The organism is Pseudomonas sp. RIT409, assembly GCF_003052515.2.
GTDB lineage: Bacteria > Pseudomonadota > Gammaproteobacteria > Pseudomonadales > Pseudomonadaceae > Aquipseudomonas.
In genome coordinates this window covers 1-19611 of the sequence record NZ_QARE02000041.1, presented here as the reverse complement: position 1 = coordinate 19611, position 19611 = coordinate 1, and the positions used below count along the sequence as shown (strand labels likewise).

General features: G+C 61.8%; 16 protein-coding genes. 11 read left to right on the top strand and 5 right to left on the bottom strand.

Annotated elements, in window-relative coordinates:
• Positions 1-506: 506 nt before the first annotated feature.
• From ccoM to DBP26_RS26495, 3 genes are all read right to left on the bottom strand, one after another.
• On the bottom strand, positions 507-623 hold the full coding sequence (gene ccoM, locus DBP26_RS27470; protein WP_305888019.1) for a cytochrome c oxidase subunit CcoM: 117 nt from the start codon (positions 621-623) through the stop codon (positions 507-509).
• Between the two features lie 124 nt (positions 624-747).
• On the bottom strand, positions 748-906 hold the full coding sequence (locus tag DBP26_RS27105; RefSeq protein WP_177411142.1) for a hypothetical protein: 159 nt from the start codon (positions 904-906) through the stop codon (positions 748-750).
• A 67-nt stretch (positions 907-973) separates the two neighbouring features.
• A complete protein-coding gene (locus tag DBP26_RS26495; RefSeq protein WP_108240592.1) occupies positions 974-1357 on the bottom strand; it encodes an aspartate-semialdehyde dehydrogenase in 384 nt (127 codons plus the stop codon).
• A 206-nt stretch (positions 1358-1563) separates the two neighbouring features.
• Between DBP26_RS26495 and rapA the strand changes: the two genes are divergently transcribed.
• Entirely contained in the window at positions 1564-4410 is a 2847-nt protein-coding gene (rapA, locus tag DBP26_RS26490; RefSeq protein ID WP_108240591.1) for an RNA polymerase-associated protein RapA, read from the top strand.
• A 173-nt stretch (positions 4411-4583) separates the two neighbouring features.
• On the opposite strand, the gene DBP26_RS26485 is transcribed toward rapA, so the two are convergent.
• Entirely contained in the window at positions 4584-5933 is a 1350-nt protein-coding gene (locus tag DBP26_RS26485) for an MFS transporter (RefSeq protein ID WP_108240590.1), read from the bottom strand.
• 297 nt (positions 5934-6230) lie between these two features.
• Between DBP26_RS26485 and DBP26_RS26480 the strand changes: the two genes are divergently transcribed.
• Positions 6231-6614, top strand: coding sequence for a YkgJ family cysteine cluster protein (locus tag DBP26_RS26480; RefSeq protein WP_108240589.1), 384 nt, complete (start codon positions 6231-6233; stop codon positions 6612-6614).
• A gap of 148 nt (positions 6615-6762) precedes the next feature.
• Positions 6763-9054 carry an EAL domain-containing protein gene (locus DBP26_RS26475; protein WP_108240588.1) on the top strand — a complete coding sequence of 764 codons (2292 nt, stop codon included), beginning with the start codon at positions 6763-6765 and terminating at the stop codon, positions 9052-9054.
• 96 nt (positions 9055-9150) lie between these two features.
• Here DBP26_RS26475 and tcdA read toward each other — a convergent pair whose 3' ends face one another.
• Entirely contained in the window at positions 9151-9975 is an 825-nt protein-coding gene (gene tcdA, locus DBP26_RS26470; protein ID WP_177411141.1) for a tRNA cyclic N6-threonylcarbamoyladenosine(37) synthase TcdA, read from the bottom strand.
• A gap of 251 nt (positions 9976-10226) precedes the next feature.
• Here tcdA and dapE point away from each other — a divergent pair, with 251 nt between their 5' ends.
• From dapE to DBP26_RS26430, 8 genes are all read left to right on the top strand, one after another.
• A complete protein-coding gene (gene dapE, locus DBP26_RS26465) occupies positions 10227-11378 on the top strand; it encodes a succinyl-diaminopimelate desuccinylase (RefSeq protein ID WP_108240586.1) in 1152 nt (383 codons plus the stop codon).
• Entirely contained in the window at positions 11378-12187 is an 810-nt protein-coding gene (locus tag DBP26_RS26460) for a putative RNA methyltransferase (RefSeq protein WP_108240585.1), read from the top strand. Before dapE ends, DBP26_RS26460 begins: the two co-directional genes overlap by 1 nt.
• A gap of 23 nt (positions 12188-12210) precedes the next feature.
• Positions 12211-12588: a hypothetical protein gene (locus tag DBP26_RS26455; protein WP_108240584.1), complete on the top strand. Its 378-nt coding sequence runs from the start codon at positions 12211-12213 to the stop codon at positions 12586-12588.
• A 238-nt stretch (positions 12589-12826) separates the two neighbouring features.
• Positions 12827-15319: a glycerol-3-phosphate 1-O-acyltransferase PlsB gene (gene plsB / locus DBP26_RS26450; protein WP_108240583.1), complete on the top strand. Its 2493-nt coding sequence runs from the start codon at positions 12827-12829 to the stop codon at positions 15317-15319.
• A gap of 111 nt (positions 15320-15430) precedes the next feature.
• The gene (locus DBP26_RS26445; protein ID WP_108240582.1) at positions 15431-15832 is read left to right on the top strand and encodes a YbaY family lipoprotein; all 402 of its coding nucleotides are present in this window, start codon (positions 15431-15433) and stop codon (positions 15830-15832) included.
• A 31-nt stretch (positions 15833-15863) separates the two neighbouring features.
• Complete coding sequence (locus DBP26_RS26440) at positions 15864-16553, top strand: DUF4197 domain-containing protein (RefSeq protein ID WP_108240581.1); 690 nt, start codon at positions 15864-15866, stop codon at positions 16551-16553.
• Positions 16554-16726: 173 nt separating this feature from the next.
• Complete coding sequence (locus tag DBP26_RS26435; RefSeq protein ID WP_108240580.1) at positions 16727-19219, top strand: ligase-associated DNA damage response DEXH box helicase; 2493 nt, start codon at positions 16727-16729, stop codon at positions 19217-19219.
• Positions 19216-19611 (top strand): metallophosphoesterase (locus DBP26_RS26430; protein WP_177411140.1); only part of this gene is annotated, 396 nt, incomplete at its 3' end. The genes DBP26_RS26435 and DBP26_RS26430, both read left to right, overlap by 4 nt.

Genomic DNA, 19611 nt, shown 5'->3' with positions numbered 1-19611 from the left:
CGAGAGCCGCGCGGCCATGGATGGCCGTCCGCGGCGGGCCCACGGAGCGGCGCCGGAGGGAAGGAACCCTGACGCAGTCAGGGCCAAACCAGGAGCAAGCGGTTTTCCTCCATTTTTCCAAGATAAAATGGAGTCGCCCGAAAGGGGCGAAACCCCAGCTCCCAGCCTACGCGCCAACGGATCTGCCCCCCCATCTCAGCGGCGGCAATAACCAGGCTATACGGGTCCCGAAACCGAAGCCTGATCCATTGGCGAGGGTGACGCCGACTCACGGTTCCGCTTTTACAGCGGCCCTAGCTCTCATGGCAAAGGGGGCAATCACATCCTCCTGGTCCAGCCTGCCCCAAGACGCGCCCGCCAATGACCGGGCTGCCGCGCTGGAAGATCAAAAGCAAAATCGATAGCAGATCCCAACCAAGGGCCATCACGGGGTTTGGGCATTGATTGGTAAAAAAAATGGGCGACCGAAGTCGCCCTAAATGCCTTGCGTGCTCTTTTTTTAAACCTCAATCCTTTCTGCGCTTACGGGGTTCTTTGCAGAGGAATAACGAGAGACCCGCGAAAAAGCTCAGTATCAGCATCACCGTGCTCACACCTGCTATCACTGCATGATCGATAAACATGATCGCCTCTGCGCTGTGACCCTGTTCGATGGGTGCAGATTACGCAAAGGGGATTTGAGAGGTCTTGACCCAGATCAATGCCGCGACGCGGCGGTCGATCAGGAGGGTCAGAATGGGCGGAGGCCTAGCGCTTTTTCGGTTTACTCTTCGATTTCTTTTTGCCCTTGCCCAATGGCATTGCCTGTTCGAAGGCCTGGCGCACTTCATTGAGGCGCTTGTCATTGAGGTCGTGGATGCGCTTGGCGCGCTCGACGCTCAGGTCTACCAGTTTTTCATCACTCATGGCGTGCTGCTCTCAAATGCCGGATGGCCACCATCATGCGCAATTGGTTGAACGCTGACCAGCATTCTCAAACCTTCAAATCCACCCAAAGCCCCTGCCGCGGCTCATCGTCGATGATCGGCACGACCGGCACGGTGTTGTCGGCATTCAGGGAATCACCGGGAATCGCCGGGCCGGTGTGAAGCGGTGACTCCAGGGGTTGCTCGGCCTCCTCGATCAATTCGGGATGGCGATCAACGGTGCGTCGATCCCGGCGGCGGCGTTGCTGACGGCGCTGTTCCTCGCGCAGCAGCAATTGTGCCTGTTCCGGGTCGCGTTGCCCCATATTGATGGTGCTGTCACTGGAGCTCGGTTGCACGGGGGCCACAGGCGGGATGTCCGGCGTGGGTTTGACCGGATCCTGCTGCGCAGTGACGGGGGCCGCACTCAATGGGATCAGCGGTGGCAGCATGGTAATGGTCTCCTGTTATCAAGCTGTCGGCTGCTGTTTCGTCGACTTGAGCCGTCGAGTGAGCGAGTTTGGACTAAGTTTTCCGCAACAAGTGCCCAAGGCGGGCCACGCGCCCAACAAATACGGGCCTTTTTACAATGTGGCTTTGGCCTGGGCAGCTTGTTCCGTTAACATAGTCGGCTTTTTCGAGGCGGGAGTCAGGCAGCATGGCGCAGCAGTATCAACCGGGGCAACGCTGGATTAGCGACAGCGAAGCCGAGCTGGGTTTGGGCACCGTTCTGGCACAGGATGGCCGCTTGTTGACCGTGCTCTATCCGGCCACTGGCGACACCCGTCAGTATGCATTGCGCAACGCGCCGCTCACGCGAGTGCGTTTCTCGCCCGGCGACACCATCACTCACTTCGAGAACTGGAAGATGACGGTTCGCGAGGTTGAAGACGCCGATGGCCTGCTGATTTACCACGGCCTCAATGCGCAGAACCAGCCCGTGACCCTGCCCGAAACCCAACTCTCGAACTTCATTCAGTTCCGCCTGGCCAGCGATCGTCTGTTCGCCGGGCAGATCGACCCCCTGGCCTGGTTCTCGCTGCGCTACCACACCCTGGAACACACCAGCCGCCAACTGCAATCGTCACTGTGGGGGCTGGGTGGTGTCCGCGCGCAGCCGATCGCGCACCAATTGCACATCGCCCGTGAAGTGGCCGACCGTATCGCGCCGCGGGTGTTGCTCGCCGACGAAGTGGGCCTGGGCAAAACCATCGAAGCCGGTCTGATCATCCATCGCCAATTACTGTCCGGGCGCGCCAACCGTGTACTGATCCTGGTACCGGAAAACCTGCAGCACCAGTGGCTGGTGGAAATGCGCCGCCGCTTCAACCTGCAGGTCGCGCTGTTCGATGCCGAGCGTTTTATCGAGAGCGATGCCAGCAATCCGTTCGAAGACACGCAACTGGCGCTGGTGTCGCTGGAATGGCTGGTGGAGGACGAAAAGGCTCAGGACGCGCTGTTCGCCGCGGGCTGGGATCTGATGGTGGTCGACGAAGCGCACCACCTGGTCTGGCACGAGGACAAAGCCAGCCCCGAGTATTCGCTGGTCGAGCAGCTGGCTGAGGTGATCCCCGGCGTCCTGTTGTTGACCGCCACCCCGGAACAACTCGGTCAGGACAGCCACTTCGCCCGCCTGCGCCTGCTCGACCCTAACCGGTTTCATGATTTGAACGCCTTTCGCGCCGAAAGCGAGAACTATCGGCCGGTTGCCGAAGCCGTTCAGGAACTGCTGGACAAGGGAAGACTGTCGCCAAAAGCGCACCAGACCATCCAAGGCTTCCTAGGCGCCGAAGGCGAAGCCCTGCTCGCTGCGGTCGCCGATGGCGACACCGAAGCCAGTGCGCGCCTGATTCGCGAACTGCTGGACCGCCATGGCACCGGCCGCGTGCTGTTCCGCAACACACGCGCCGCCGTGCAAGGCTTCCCGGAACGCAAGCTGCACCCCTATCCGCTGCCCTGCCCGGCCGAATACCTCGAACTTCCAATCGGCGAGCACGCCGATCTGTACCCGGAAGTCAGCTTCCAGGCCCAAGGCGACACCGGCGATGAGACGCGCTGGTGGCGGTTCGACCCGCGTGTTGACTGGCTGATCGACACCCTGAAAATGCTCAAACGGGTCAAGGTGCTGGTCATCTGCGCCCATGCCGAAACCGCGATGGACCTGGAGGACGCGCTGCGCGTGCGCTCCGGCATCCCGGCCACCGTCTTCCACGAAGGCATGAGCATTCTGGAACGCGACCGCGCTGCGGCGTATTTCGCCGATGAAGAGTTCGGCGCGCAGGTACTGATCTGTTCTGAAATCGGCAGCGAGGGCCGTAACTTCCAGTTCTCGCATCATCTGGTGCTGTTCGACCTGCCTGCGCACCCGGACCTGCTGGAGCAGCGCATCGGCCGTCTGGACCGGATCGGTCAGAAGCACACGATCGAACTGCACGTGCCCTATCTGGAAACCAGCCCGCAAGCACGCTTGTTCCAGTGGTACCACGAAGCGCTGAACGCGTTCCTCAACACCTGCCCGACCGGCAACGCCCTGCAGCACCAGTTCGGTCCGCGCCTGTTGCCACAGCTGGAGGGGGGTGACGAAGACGACTGGCAGGCATTGGTCGACGAAGCCCGCGCCGAGCGTCAGCGCCTGGAGAGCGAACTGCACACCGGACGCGACCGTCTGCTGGAGCTCAATTCGGGCGGAGCAGGAGAAGGTGAAGCACTGGTGGAAGCGATTCTCGAACAGGACGACCAGTTCACCCTGCCGATCTACATGGAAACCCTATTCGACGCGTTCGGCATCGACAGCGAGGACCATTCGGAGAACGCGCTGATCCTGAAACCGAGCGAGAAGATGCTCGACGCCAGTTTCCCGCTGGGCGACGACGAGGGCGTGACGATCACGTATGACCGCAACCAGGCGCTGTCCCGCGAAGACATGCAGTTCATTACCTGGGAGCACCCGATGGTGCAGGGTGGCATGGACCTGGTGCTGTCCGGTTCGATGGGCAACACGGCCGTCGCCCTGATCAAGAACAAGGCCCTGAAACCAGGGACCGTGCTGCTTGAACTGCTGTACGTCAGTGAGGTGGTCGCGCCTCGCTCCCTGCAGTTGGGTCGCTACTTGCCCCCGGCAGCCCTGCGCTGCCTGCTGGACGCCAACGGCAACGACCTGTCGAGCCGCGTTTCCTTCACCACCCTGAACGATCAGTTGGAAAGCGTGCCCCGGGCCAGCGCCAACAAATTCATTCAGGCCCAGCGTGATGTGCTCAACCCGCAGATCAACGCCGCGGAAGCGAAAATCGCGCCCAAACACGCCGAGCGTGTCGCGCAAGCGCAACGACGCCTGGCCGCTGACACCGATGAGGAACTGGCGCGCCTGACGGCGCTGCAAGCGGTCAACCCGACCGTGCGCGACAGTGAGCTGACCGCGTTGCGCGAGTTACGCGAACAAGGGCTGGCAATGCTGGAGAAGGCAGCGCTGCGCCTGGAGGCGATTCGGGTCCTCGTCGCCGGATAAGCGTCAGCCATGTCCACCGGCGATGACTCGGTGGACATGGCGCTCGCTTTGCCTTGCTGCTCTTGGCGGTGCAAGAGCCTACAAGCCATTCCGTGGCGCTGGTCGAGCCGGATTCCCGGACACGAACCCGGGCTTGAACGAACGGCTTTCGTCAACGGCTCACGTTCGCAGCCTCACGCCGCGCTTGGCTGCCCCACGGGTTCCTGCGCAACCATCCCCTCCCGCATCCGCTGCGCGTCACGACTGAAGCCTTTCGAGGCGACCGCCAGAAACACCAAGGTAAAAAACAAGGCGCCGGGAATCAGGTACATCATCGCGTCATGCAGGCCCATTGCCTTGAACGACTCGCTCATCTGGTCCACCTGCGCCACGGCCATCGCCGTGTGAGCGAAATGGTCGGACAACAGGCCCACCACGACTGGCCCCAACCCGCCACCCAGCAGGTACAGCCCGGCGAAGAACAGCGCCATGGCGGTAGCCCGCAAGCGAGGTTGCACCACATCCTGAATGGCGGTGTACACGCAGGTATAGAAGTTGTAGGAAAACAACCAGCCCGCGCTGAACACCGCGACGAAGGCGGCGACTTCGATTTTCCCCGCGTGCAGCGCGTAGCCCGTGCACAAACAGGCGATGGCCATGCTCAATGCCGCAAATATCAGCCGCCCATTCGCCCAGCGCTGGTGCACTTTGTCGGCGATCCAGCCGCCAGCGGTCAGGCCGATGAGGCCAGTCACCCCCACGATCAACCCCGTCGCCATGGCCGCATCCTGCAGCGGCAGCAGAAAATAGCGCTGGAGCATCGGCACCATGAATGAATTGCACGCATAAGTCGCGAAATTGAACGTCAGCCCCGCCAGCACCAGCCAGCGGAAGGTAGGAATCGACAGCACGCGACGGATCGGCCGATCAACGTTCTCTTCGGCCACGGTGACGTGCTCGGCGGCGCCTCGCGCCGGTTCACGGATCATGAACATGAACGCCGCCAGTATCAGCCCCGGCACCGCTGCGATGAAGAACGGCGCACGCCAACTGTCGAACGCCTTGACCATGGCGCCAATGGTGAAGAACGCGAGCAACAACCCCAGCGGCAGGCCCAGCATGAAGATACCCATTGCGCGGGCCCGCTTGTGCGCAGGGAACAGGTCGCCGATGAGTGAATTGGCCGCAGGCGCGTAGCTGGCCTCGCCAATGCCCACCCCCATCCGCACCAGCAAAAAGGTCCAGAAATGTGTGACTACGCCGTTCACCGCCGTGAGGGCGCTCCAGGCAGCGAGCCCCCATCCCATGAGTTTGCGGCGCGACCCCGTGTCGGCCATACGACCCAAGGGCAGGCCGGCAATGGCATAGACCAGCGTGAACGCGGTGCCGACGATCCCCAACTGAAAATCGCTCAGCGACCACTCTTTGCGGATGGGCTCGATGATGATGGCTGGAATCGTGCGATCGAAGAAATTGAACAGGTTGGCCAGAAACAGCAGAAACAGAACGCGCCATGCATTCCTGGCCTGAGTGGAATCAACCATGTGTCGCCCCTCTTCTTGTTGTTGTCTGGCCGGACGTCTGCGCCGTCGTGCTGAAATCTAGACAGCGATGCGTCACCTGTCTGTGATCATTCGCACGGCTGATACCGCTCCATTGCAACGCCACGTTGCATTCTGCAGCCTGCGATGGGCTCTGCGCGAAGCCAGATATGAGGCGCCGTACGGGGTCGCCAGCGGGGCCTGATTATATTTTTTCCACCCCCTTCCCAGCCGTCATGAAAAGCCTAGAATGAGCGCGCTTGCCTCCCCTACTCCCTAAATATTCCTCGGTCCGAAGCCATGTCCGATGTCAGTCCGTGCCTGAATTGTGGTGCCTGCTGTTCACACTTTCGTGTGTCTTTTTTTTGGGGTGAATGTGCATCGGTGGGAGGCACCGTGCCCGACGAATGGGTGGCGAGCATCAGCCCCAGCCGTGTCGCCATGTTGGGTACCGACTGTAAATCGCCCCGCTGTACGGCGTTGATCGGTGAGGTGGGTAAAGCGGTCAGTTGCTCGATTTACGAGCAGCGCTCAAGCACCTGTCGGGAATTCGAAGCGTCGTGGGAGCTTGGCGTTCACAGCCCTGAGTGTGACAAGGCACGCGCGGCGTTCGGCCTCATGCCGCTGGAACGCCCCATTCACTTCGCCGAGTTGACCCCGTTAGAACAAACCCACTCCCTTTAGAACTTTTGGCAATAAACATTATTCCGAAATAGTTTGTACGTCTGTCTCCCGGCAGATGCCCAAATCCGCGCCGCTCCTATAATCATCTCAAAGTGCCATCAGCCCACCCGACTGACAGCGCTTCTGCAGTAGACACATGGAGCGTGCTATGGATTGGCTGGGTTTGCATTTCCTTCCTTCGGCGCCCGTCGGCGGCCAGATGCTGCTCGATTGCAGCCACAACCCCTTACTCATCGTCCTTGCCTACGTCGTCGCCTGCGCTGCCAGCTTCGCAACGCTTCACATCGCCGAACGCATCGGCCACGTCGAGCACCGCAGGGCGCGGTTACGTTGGCGCGGGCTGGGCGCACTGTGCCTGGCGGTGGGCATATGGGCGATGCACTTCATCAGCATGCTGTCGTTCCAGGCCCCACTGGACATGCACTACGACCTGCCGATTACGGTCGCGTCTCTGGCGATCGCGCTGGTGTCCGGCATGGTCGCAATGGAAGCGCTCAGCCATCCGCAATTGAGCGTCCCGCAGTATGTATTCTCCGCAATCTGTATCGGCGTGGGCATCACCACCATGCACTACGTGGGCATGGCCGCGCTGCGTTCCAGCGCGGTGCAGTACTACGAGCCGGTGCGGTTCATCGGCTCCATCGTCGTGGCCATCGCCAGCAGCCTCGCCGCGCTGGTGCTGGCCATTCATTTGCGTCAAGGCAGCGACGCGTTCCATCAGGTGCTCAAATACGGGGCCAGCCTGGTGCTCGGCGCGGGGATCGTGAGCACCCATTTCATGGGGATGTGGGCCTTGCATCTGATGATGCCGGAAGGCGCGCCAATGCACATGTCCTCCAGCGAAAACGGCTTGCAGTTAAGCCTGACGATCGCCCTGATCGTATTGCTGATCATTGCAGGCAGCGTCAGCGCAGCCATGGCCGACAAAAAGCTCCAGGCCAAAGAGCGCGATCTGCATCGGGTCAATGCGTTGTTGAGCCAGCTCGATCAGGCCCGTGCGTCATTGCAGCAGGTCGCGCATTACGACGCCCTGACGAGCTTGCTCAACCGCCGCGGGTTCAATCAGGTCTTCGCTGAGCGCCTGAAAGAACAGGAGTTGGCCAAGCGAATGCTTGCGGTGATGTTCTTGGATATCGATCACTTCAAGCGCATCAATGACAGCCTGGGTCACGATGCGGGCGATGAACTCCTCAAGGTCATTGCCGAACGCATTCGCGGCGCCACCCGCGCCCATGATGTGGTGGCGCGTTTGGGCGGCGATGAGTTCTGCATCCTCATCACCCTGAACAGTGTCGAAGAGGCCCGACACATGGCACAGCGGGTCATGGCTCGGATGAAAAACCCCATCGCCCTGTCCGGCCGCCGCATGGTGATGAGTACCAGCATTGGCATCAGCGTTTTTCCCCACGATGGGACCACCTGCGAAGAATTGCTCAAGCATGCCGATCTGGCGCTTTATCAATCCAAGGGAAACGGGCGCAACACCTTGCACTTCTTCAATGAGAGCTTGAAAACCAAGGCCAGCCTGGAGCTGCACCTGGAAGAGCAACTGCGCAACGCGTTGGTCGAGGACCAAGGCCTGCAGGTGTTCTACCAACCCATTGTGGATTTGCGCACCGGTCATGTGGCCAAACTGGAGGCGCTGGTCCGCTGGCAGCACCCGAGCCATGGTTTGCTGACGCCCGACCGCTTCATCAATATTGCCGAGAACAATGGGTTGATTGCCGAGCTGGATAACTGGGTCTTGCGGCGGGCCTGCCAGGATCTGTCGCAACTGTGCGACAGCGGTTTCGAGAACCTGATCATCACCGTCAATTGCTCCGCGTTGAACCTGGCACGCGAAGAGCTGCTGCAGGAAATGCGCACCGCACTTGACGAGGCAGGTGTGGCGCCCCAGCGCCTTGAGCTGGAGGTGACGGAAAACGCGCTGATGGGGAATATCGGCAACACCGTACTGTTGCTCAACGAAATTCGGAAGCTGGGCGTGGCCTTGTCCATCGACGATTTCGGGACCGGTTATTCGTCATTGGCGTACCTCAAGCGCCTGCCGCTGGACACGGTCAAGATCGACCGCTCGTTCATCCTCGACATCCCGCAATCCGCGCAGGACATGGAGATCGTCCAGGCGATCATTGTCATGGCGCACACCCTGCACCTCAAAGTCGTGACAGAAGGCGTGGAAACCCCGGCGCAGCTGGAGTTTCTCAGCGAATACGGCTGCGATTACGTTCAGGGTTATCTGTTCAGCCGACCTGCGCCATTGCCGGCGCTCAAACCGTTGGTGCATCAGCTCAACCGGCGCAAACCGTCCGAGCTGTGGCCCTCCACTCACCTCTTGGAGCTGCTGGAGCAGCCGGGCAGCGTGGCCCTCGAAGCGGTGGGACAGCCGCTACCCGGTCATCCGGGCAAGGAGCGAGTCCGCGCCCGTCCGCAGCGCTGAGCCAGTGGGCAAACGCTCAGCGTCGCACGCGGCAGTTCACAGCGATGTGGCCGGGGACAAGGCGCGCTTAGGCAAGACGCGATTCTCGGAAGGGGCTCAGGACTGCGCCAAGTCCTGGGACTGGGTACGCTCCGAAGGGCGCCGGGCCCCGGCAACGATTTTTTCCACCGCCTTGGTGGCAGCGACCATCCCGAAGGTCGCGGTGACCATCATCACGGCGCCAAACCCGCCCGAGCAATCGAGCTTCACGCCATCCCCGACGAAACGCTTCTGCAAACACACGCTGCCGTCGGGCTTCGGATACCGCAACTGTTCGGTGGAAAACACACACGGCACGCTGTAGTGGCGCCCCGCCGTGCGGGAGAAGCCATAGTCGCGCCGCAAGGTCGAGCGAACTTTAGAGGCCAGTGGATCGTTGTAGGTGCGGTTGAGGTCGCAGACCTGTATCTGCGTCGGGTCGATCTGCCCACCCGCGCCACCGGTGGTGATGATCTGGATCTTGCGGCGCTTGCACCAGGCGATCAGGGCAGCCTTGGCATTGACGCTGTCGATGCAATCCAGCACACAATCGATGTTGGGGGTGATGTAGTCGGCCATGGTTTCGCGCGTGACGAAATCGGCGACAGCGTGGACCACGCAGTCGGGATTGATTTCGCGAATCCGCTCGGCCATGACATCGACCTTGGCTTTGCCCACTGTGCTGGTCATCGCGTGCAACTGGCGATTGCTGTTACTGACGCAAACGTCGTCCAGATCGAACAGCGAGATCTCGCCCACACCACAGCGAGCCATGGCTTCCGCCGCCCAGGACCCCACACCGCCGATGCCGATGACCGCCACATGCGCCGCGCGCAGGCGATCGAGGCCCTCGATGCCGTACAGGCGGGCGACACCGGCAAACCGCGGATCTTCTGTGCTCATGACCAATCCCCCCAAAAACCGGCGCGCATTATAGGCCTTATGGGCAAGCGAAACAGGGGGCCCTGTCAGAAAACCTCCGTGCACGCCCAAGATCCCGGACCGACCCGCCAATTTTACAATCCGGTTGCGCTGGACCAAACGGCGGCCTGCGGCTCGTCTTTTTGCTTTAAGATATCTCCCCTTTTTCAGCCCTGCACTGTCAGCGGTTGATGTGTCGCCCTTGCAGACTCCACTGACCATTCGGACCTTTCATGACAGCCCCAGCCGATCTCTCGCCCACCTTGCAACTTGCCTGCGACCTGATCCGTCGCCCATCGGTTACGCCACTCGATGCCGACTGTCAGGCAGTGATGATGAAACGCCTGGGCGACGCTGGCTTCACACTGGAACCGATGCGCATCGAGGACGTCGACAATTTCTGGGCCACCCACGGCACGCAGGACGGTCCGGTGCTGTGCTTTGCTGGCCACACCGATGTCGTGCCGACCGGCCCGGTGACGGCCTGGCAGAATGATCCGTTCGACGCGCTGATCGACGAAAACGGCATGCTGTGCGGGCGCGGCGCAGCGGACATGAAAGGCAGCCTGGCGTCGATGATCATCGCCACCGAACGATTTGTCGCCGACTACCCGAATCACAAAGGCAAAGTGGCCTATCTGATTACCAGTGACGAGGAAGGCCCCGCGCATCACGGCACCAAGGCCGTGGTCGAACGCCTGGCTGCGCGCAACGAGCGACTGGACTGGTGCATCGTCGGCGAACCGTCGAGCACCACGCTGGTGGGCGACGTGGTCAAGAATGGCCGCCGGGGCTCCCTGGGCGCCACGTTGACGGTCAAGGGTGTACAGGGCCATGTCGCCTACCCGCACCTGGCCAGGAACCCCATTCATCTCGCTGCTCCGGCGTTGGCCGAACTGGCGGCCGAGCATTGGGACGAGGGCAATGCATTTTTCCCACCGACCAGCTTCCAGATTTCAAATATTCATTCGGGCACCGGCGCTACCAACGTGATTCCCGGCGACCTCACAGCGGTGTTCAACTTCCGCTTTTCCACCGAATCGACCGTCGAGGGCCTGCAGGAACGCGTGGCCGACATTCTCGATAAGCATGAACTGGACTGGCACGTCGAATGGGCGTTGTCCGGCCTGCCGTTCCTGACAGAGCCCGGAGCGCTGCTCGATGCCGTGTCGTCCAGCATCAGAAACGTGACCGGCCGACAAACCCAGGCCTCCACCAGCGGTGGCACGTCCGACGGCCGCTTCATCGCCACGCTGGGCACGCAGGTGGTCGAGCTGGGCCCGGTCAACGCGACCATCCATCAGGTCAATGAACGTATCCTGGCCAGCGATCTCGACGTACTGACCGAGATTTACTACCAAACGCTGGTCAAGTTGCTCGCCTGATGCTGACCTGCCCGATCTGCTCTGCCCCGCTCGACGCAGCGGACAACGGCGCGGTGTGCCCAGCGGGCCACCGTTTTGACCGAGCCCGCCAAGGGTATCTGAACCTGCTGCCCGTTCAGCACAAGAACAGCCGCGACCCTGGCGACAATCAGGCGATGGTCGAGGCGCGCCGGGACTTCCTCAACGCCGGGCATTACGCTCCAGTGGCCAGACGCCTGGCGCAACTGGCGGCCGAACGTGCGCCAGCGCATTGGCTGGATATCGGCTGTGGCGAGGGTTACTACACCGCACAGATCGCCGATGCGCTACCCGACGCCGATGGTTACGCGCTGGACATCTCCCGCGAGGCGGTCAAACGCGCCTGCAAGCGCCAGCCCCGGCTGACTTGGTTGATCGCCAGCATGGCCCGCGTGCCATTGCCCGCAGCCAGTGTGCAGTTCATTGCCAGCGTGTTCAGCCCCCTCGATTGGGACGAGGCCAAGCGGCTGCTGTCGCCCGGCGGCGGCCTGATGCGCGTCGGGCCGACGAACGAACACCTGATGGAGTTGCGTCAGCGCCTGTATGACGAAGTTCGTGACTACGCCGACGACAAACACCTGGCGCTGGTACCTGAGGGCATGACCCACGCGCACAGCGAAACCCTGCGCTTCACCCTGACCCTGAACGACGGCCAGGCCCGCGCCAACCTGCTGGCCATGACACCTCACGGCTGGCGTGCCAGCGCCGAGCGCCGGGCCAGCGTTATCGAACAGCCGGAGGCCTTCGAGGTGACGGTGTCCATGCGCTACGATTATTTCGTTCGGCACTGACCGAAACACTTTACGAGGTCCCCATGCGTCAACCCGATATCGAGATTTACTTGAAAGATGCCGACGTGGACCACAAAGCCATCACTGCCTGGTTGAGCGCCGACATCGGACCCTGCAGCGAGTGGGTCCAGAAAGGTCAGACCTGGAAATGCAAGGCTGGCGACATTCCAGTGACCTGGATTCCCAAAGCCGTGGGCAAGTGGAACAGCCTGTGCCTGGACAGCGACGCCACCCCGTGGGACGACGACATCGCCTGTGCCCGCGCAGCGTTCAAGGCCCTCAACGTCGAAGTGCGCTGTGCGCCGGGTACGTGGGTGGAGGAAGAAAGCGAAGAGGATGCCGATCGCTGGATCCGTATCAGTGCCGATGGCGAAGAAGAGATTACCTGGCGCACGTCTTGAAATACTGTCTGTAGGCACGTGGCTAGTCCCGCGATCTGCCGGGAACCGGCAGTACCCCCTGCTAACGAGGTTTACCTGACACAGCCAAAGTGTCTGACCTTACTTCCGCTTCGCGCCAGATCGCGGGACTAGCCACGCTCCTACAGGGTTATCGGTGCGATGTACGACTTTGCCCATGCCTGCCATATCCGGCACACTGACCGCTTCGTGGGCCCATGCCCCTCACCGCAGAATTCGTATGACCCGTTCCCCGTTTCGCCGTCTTGTCTTCGGCACCCTTCGTCGTCTGCTTTACCTGTGGGTGCGCTCGGAGACGATCAACCAGTCCTCCTTCACACTCAACCTGGACCGCAGTCGCCCCGTCTTTTACGTGCTGCAGAGCCCGTCACTGAGCGACCTGGCCGTTCTCGACCGAGAATGCCGTAAAGCCGCCCTGCCACGCCCGGTCCTGCCGGTCGCAGTGGGCAACCTCACGGAGCCCGCAGCGTTCTTTTACCTGACGCCGGAGCCCGACTGGCTGGGGCGTCAGGATAAACGGGGCGCCCCGCCCACGCTTGAGCGGCTGGTGGGCGCCGTCACCCAGAACGCTGCCGAAGATGCGCAAATCATCCCGGTCAGCGTGTTCTGGGGACAGTCTCCGGATAAGGAAGACAGCCCGTGGAAACTGCTGTTCGCCGACAGTTGGGCGGTGACCGGGCGCCTGCGCAAACTGGTGACCATCCTGATTCTGGGGCGCAAGACCCGCGTGCAGTTCTCCGCCCCGATCCACCTGCGGGATCTGGTGGGCGAAAACAAGGGCTACGAGCGCACCGTGCGCATGGCTCAACGCCTGTTGCGCGTGCACTTCCGCAATCTAAAGACCGCAGTCATCGGGCCGGACATTTCCCACCGCCGCAACCTGGTCAAAGGCCTGGTCAACGACCCATTGGTCAAGCAGGCCATCCTCGATGAAGCCGCGCGCGAGCACATTCCGGAGGCCAAGGCCCGGGAAAAAGCCCTGCATTACGGCAACGAAATTGCCTCGGACTACACCTACACGGCGATCCGCTTCCTGGAAGTGGTGCTGAGCTGGTTCTGGAACAAAATCTACGATGGCATCAAGGTCAATCACATCGAAGGCGTGCAGAACGTCGCGCAGGGCAACGAAATCATTTACGTACCCTGCCATCGCAGCCACATCGACTACCTGTTGCTCTCCTATCTGCTGTTTCGCAACGGCCTGACCCCGCCGCACATCGCGGCCGGCATCAACCTCAACATGCCCGTGATCGGCGGCCTGCTGCGCCGAGGCGGGGCGTTCTTCATGCGCCGAACGTTCAAAGGCAACCCGCTGTACACGGCGGTGTTCAACGAATACCTGCACACCCTGTTCACCAAAGGGTTCCCGGTCGAGTATTTCGTCGAAGGCGGTCGCTCGCGCACCGGCCGCATGCTGCAGCCCAAAACCGGCATGCTGGCGATTACGATGCGCAGCTATTTGCGCAACTCGCGCACGCCTATTGTCTTCGTGCCGGTGTACATCGGTTACGAGCGCGTGCTGGAAGGTCGCACCTACCTGGGCGAACTGCGTGGGGCCGCGAAGAAGAAAGAGTCGATCTTTGACATCTTCAAGGTCATCGGCGCATTGAAGCAACGCTTCGGGCAAGTCTCGGTCAACTTCGGCGAGCCCATCCGACTGGCTGAATTCCTCGACGAGGAACAGCCCGACTGGCGCACTCAACCCTTGGCGCCCGTGTTCAAGCCTGCGTGGCTGAACGAAACCACTCACCGGCTGGGTGAGCGCGTTGCGCGACACCTCAACGAAGCGGCCGCGATCAATCCGGTGAACCTGGTGGCTCTGGCGCTGCTGTCGACCAACAAGCATGCGTTGGACGACCAGGCGCTGGTCCGCGTACTCGACCTTTACCTGACCCTGCTGCGCAGCGTGCCCTATTCGCCCCACACGACGTTGCCCGATGGCGACGGCCGCGCGCTGATCGAGCATGTCAGAGGGATGGACCTGCTGTCCGAGCAGAAAGACGCGCTGGGCAGGATTCTCTACCTGGACGAGCAAAACGCGGTCCTCATGACCTACTACCGCAACAACGTCCTGCACATCTTTGCGCTGCCCTCGCTGCTGGCGAGCTTCTTCCAGAGCGCCTCGCGCATGAGCCGCGAGCAGGTGCTGCGATTCGCCCGCGCGCTGTACCCCTACCTGCAATCGGAACTGTTTATTCGTTGGTCAGTGGACGAACTCGACGCAGTCATCGACCAGTGGCTGGCCGCGTTCGTCGAACAGGGCCTGCTACGCTTCGAAAACGGTGTTTATCTGCGCCCTGCACCAAGCTCGCGACACTTTGTGTTGCTCACGCTGTTGTCACGCTCAGTGGCGCAAACGCTGCAGCGTTTCTACATGGCCATTTCGCTGCTTCTCAACAGCGGCCAGCACACCCTGACCGCCGAGGAGCTGGAGGACCTGTGCACGATCATGGCCCAGCGCCTGTCCATCCTTCATGGTCTGAACGCGCCAGAGTTCTTCGACAAGAGCCTCTTCCGGCACTTCATCCAGACGCTGCTGGAGCAGGACGTCTTGCGCAAGGACGAGAACGGTCGGCTGGGTTACCACGAATTGTTGGGCGAACTCGCCGAAGGCGCGGCCAAACGGGTGTTGCCAGCGGAAATCCGCCTGTCGATCCGCCAGGTGGCACTGCACCGCGAAGAAGAATCCTTGGCGGCAGGTGTGAGCATCTGACCTTGATCAGGGGTGAACCTGAGCCTGCGTGTTGTTGAACCCGCGCAGGCTCACGCTCACCGCTAAACTTTCCTGATAACCGCTGGCCTCCAGCGCCCCGGAGACGACCCGATGAAATCGCTTTTCCTCGCCCTGACTGCCTCACTGCTGACAGCTTGCGCCGGTCACGCCCCTGACAACCAGCCCGGGACGGTCGACGGCGAAGTCTTCTACCTGCAACGGATGGCGCTGCCGCCCACCGCGACCCTCAAGGTCAGCCTGCACGATGTCTCGTTGGCCGACGCACCGGCGCAGACCCTGGCCAGCCAAAGCGGCCCGATCAAAGGCCAGGTTCCTCTGCCGTTTCACCTGACTTACGATCAGAAACTGGTCAAACCGGGCCACACCTATGCGGTCAGCGCGCGGATCGAGGTTGACGGTAAGTTGCTGTTGATCAGCACCGAACGGTACGCGGTCGATCTCACGCTGGATGAGAAACCGCCGGTCAGGATCCGCGTCAACCCTGCCAATTAAAACGCCGATACTTCATACAAAGGACGCCCTCATGCTGCTTCGCCCCCTCTCATTCACTGGCCTGTTCGCCGGCCTGCTCCTGTCGGCCAACGCCCTCGCGCTTTCCTTGGGCGATCTTTCGCAATCGGACGCCTCGGCCGGGCTGAAAGACGCGTTGACCCAAGGCGCGCAGATTGCCGTGAAGCAATTGGGCGTGCCTGGCGGCTTCAGCAATAACAAGGATGTGCGCATCGAGCTGCCCGGCAAGTTGGGCAAGGTGGCAAGCAAGATGAAGCTGCTGGGCATGGGCGCCCAGGTCGATCAACTGGAGACCAGCATGAACCGCGCAGCCGAAGCAGCGGTGCCGCAGGCTCAGGCGATTCTGGTCGATGCGGTGAAGAAGATGAGCGTAACCGATGCCAAAGGCATTTTGACCGGCGGCAAGGATTCGGCAACCCAGTACCTGAACACGTCCAGCCGCGAACAAATCCGTGCCCGATTCCTGCCGATCGTCAAGCAGGCCACCGACAAAGTCGGCCTGGCCCAGCAGTACAACAGCTTCGCGGGCAAGGCCGCGAGCCTGGGCGTCGTCGACCAGAAGGATGCCAACATCGAAGGTTACGTCACCGAAAAGGCGCTGGACGGCTTGTTCGAAATGATCGCCAAACAGGAAGAGAGCATCCGCGCCAACCCGGCTGGCGCCGCCACCAGCCTGGCGAAGAAAGTCTTCGGCGCGCTGTAATACCGTTCGCAAGGAGCCGGGCACCGTCCCGGCCCTCCATGCGGGGCGGTTCAGGTCCGGATAGGGCTCACCCGCGACGGTGACCCTGGCCCAGCTTCGTGCTCGACGGCACGTTGACCAAACTATTTAGCGCTGCCAACGGTCTGTGGTTTAAACCCCGTCAGAGGCCGCGCATGCCCAAAACCGTTCCCTTCGCCAAGCGCTGGTTCTCCGCGCGCGGCTGGAAGCCCTTCCCTTTTCAGAAAGCGGTGTGGGATGCCGTGGCCCGAGGCGAATCCGGTCTGCTACATGCCAGCACAGGCGCAGGTAAAACCTATTCGGTCTGGTTCGGCGCGCTCAACCGCTTCGCCGCGGCCTTGCCGGCGGCCGATGAAGGCAAACCCCGCAAACGCAAACCGGCGGCGGCGCCGCTCAGCGTGCTATGGATCACCCCCATGCGCGCGCTCGCCGCCGACACTGCCCGCGCGCTGGAAGCCCCTTTACTCGACTTGCAGATCCCCTGGACGGTCGGCCTGCGTACCGGGGACACCAGCAGTAGCGAACGGGCCAGGCAGAGCCGAAGACTGCCCTCTGCATTGATCACCACGCCGGAAAGCCTGACGCTGCTCCTGACCCATGGGAGCGCCGAGGTGACGTTCTCGACCCTGAAGATGATCGTGGTCGACGAATGGCACGAGTTGATCGGCAACAAGCGCGGAGTGCAGCTGCAATTGGCGATCGCCCGCCTGCGCAAATGGAATCCGGGGCTGATCGTGTGGGGCCTTTCTGCAACGCTGGGCAATCAGACCCATGCACAACAGGTGCTGTTGGGGGCCGAGGGCACTGCAGTACAGGGCAAAGTGGTCAAGGAGTTGATCATCGACACCTTGATTCCGAACAGCATCGAGCGCTTCCCGTGGGCTGGGCACATGGGACTGAAGATGTTGCCGCAGGTGCTTGCCGAAGTGGAAAGCAGCACCAGTTGCCTGCTGTTCACCAATACCCGCGCGCAGTCGGAACTGTGGTATCAGGCCTTGCTCGACGCTCGACCGGACTGGGCAGGGCTGATCGCGCTGCACCATGGATCACTGTCCCGGGAAGTCAGGGACTGGGTCGAACGCGCACTGAAGGAAGGACACCTGAAGGCCGTGGTTTGCACGTCCAGCCTGGACTTGGGCGTGGACTTTCTGCCGGTCGAACGGGTGCTGCAGATCGGTTCGGCAAAAGGCGTTGCGCGGCTGATGCAGCGCGCCGGTCGCTCCGGCCATGCACCCGGCCGCCCGTCCCGCGTGACGCTGGTGCCGACGCACAGCCTCGAATTGGTAGAGGCTGCCGCGGCACGGGATGCCGTGAATGCTCGCTTGATCGAACCCAGGGAGTCGCCTCACAAGCCGTTGGATGTACTGGTGCAGCATTTGGTCAGCATGGCGCTGGGAGGGGGCTTCAAACCTGACGATCTGTTAGCCGAAGTCCGTACCGCATGGGCTTACAAGGACCTGACCGAAGCCGAGTGGCAATGGGCGTTGGCGTTCGTGCGCCATGGGGGCCTTTCGCTGACGGCGTACCCCGATTATCGGCGGGTGGAGCCCGATGAGGACGGCATCTGGCGCGTCCCGGACGCGCGCTTGGCACGGCGTCACCGCATGAGCGTTGGCACCATCGTCAGCGACGCCAGCGTCAATGTGAAATATTGGAGCAAGGGGGGCGGTGGCGGCTCGCTGGGGAGCGTGGAGGAAGGTTTCATTGCGCGCCTCAAGCCCGGGGACGGCTTTCTGTTCAGTGGTCGCTTGCTGGAGCTGGTCCGCGTGGAAAACATGACGGCTTACGTGAAGCGGGCGACTACCAAGAAAGCCGCCGTCCCACGCTGGAATGGCGGACGCATGCCCTTGTCCAGCGAGCTGGCCGACGCGGTGGTGGCAAAATTCGACGCTGCGGCGCACGACGTCTATGACGGCCCCGAGATGCACACGGTCAGCCCCTTGCTCGATGTTCAACGGCAGTGGTCGGCGCTGCCCCGCAAAGACACGTTATTGGCAGAAATACTCAAATCCCGTGAAGGTTGGCACCTGTTTCTTTACCCCTTCGCCGGTCGTCACGTGCATCTTGGACTGGCCAGCCTGCTGGCATGGCGCCTGAGCCGGGACACGCCGCTGACCTTTTCGATTGCGGTCAACGATTACGGTTTCGAATTGCTCAGCGCCACGGAAGTCGATTGGGCCACCCATCTGAACGCGGGGCTTTTCAGCGACAGCGACCTGCTGGCGGACATTCTCGCCAGCCTCAACGCTGGAGAACTGGCCTTGCGCCGCTTTCGCGAGATTGCCCGCATCGCCGGGCTGGTGTTTTCCGGGTACCCCGGCGCGCAGAAAAGCAATCGCCAGTTACAGGCGTCAAGCGGCCTGTTCTTCGAAGTCTTCAAGCAATACGATGCAGACAATCTGCTGCTGACCCAGGCCGAAGAAGAGGTGCTGCGTCAGGAGTTGGACCTCGATCGCCTTGAGCACACGTTGCGCCGCATTCATCAGCGTACCCTTGACCTGCACGTGATCAAGCGTCCGACGCCGATGGCGTTTCCTTTGTTGGTCGAGCGCATGCGTGAAAGTCTGAGCACGGAAAAGCTGTCCGACCGCATCGCGCGCATGGTGGGGGATCTTGAGAAAGCCGCCGGCCCTGAGGTCAGTGCATGAGGCCCTACCTGTCGATTCAACTGGCTGGCGCGGAATTATGGCTGTTAGCAGAAAAGGCCATCTACTACCCGGCGGAACGCGCCCTGTTGATCGCCGATGCCCACTTTGGCAAGGCTGCCGCCTATCGGAAGCTTGGCCAACCGGTCCCTCACGGCACCACCGACGGCAACCTGCAGCGGCTGGACCACTTGCTGGCGGCCTACGATTGCCGACATCTGATCTTCCTCGGCGACTTCCTCCACGCCCCCGAGTCCCACGCGGCGGGTACGCTTTCCGCGTTGTACGCCTGGCGGGAACGGCATGAAGACTTGATCGTGACGCTGATTCGCGGCAACCACGATAAACGTGCAGGCGATCCCCCCACCGACCTGCGCATCGAGGTGGTTCCGGAA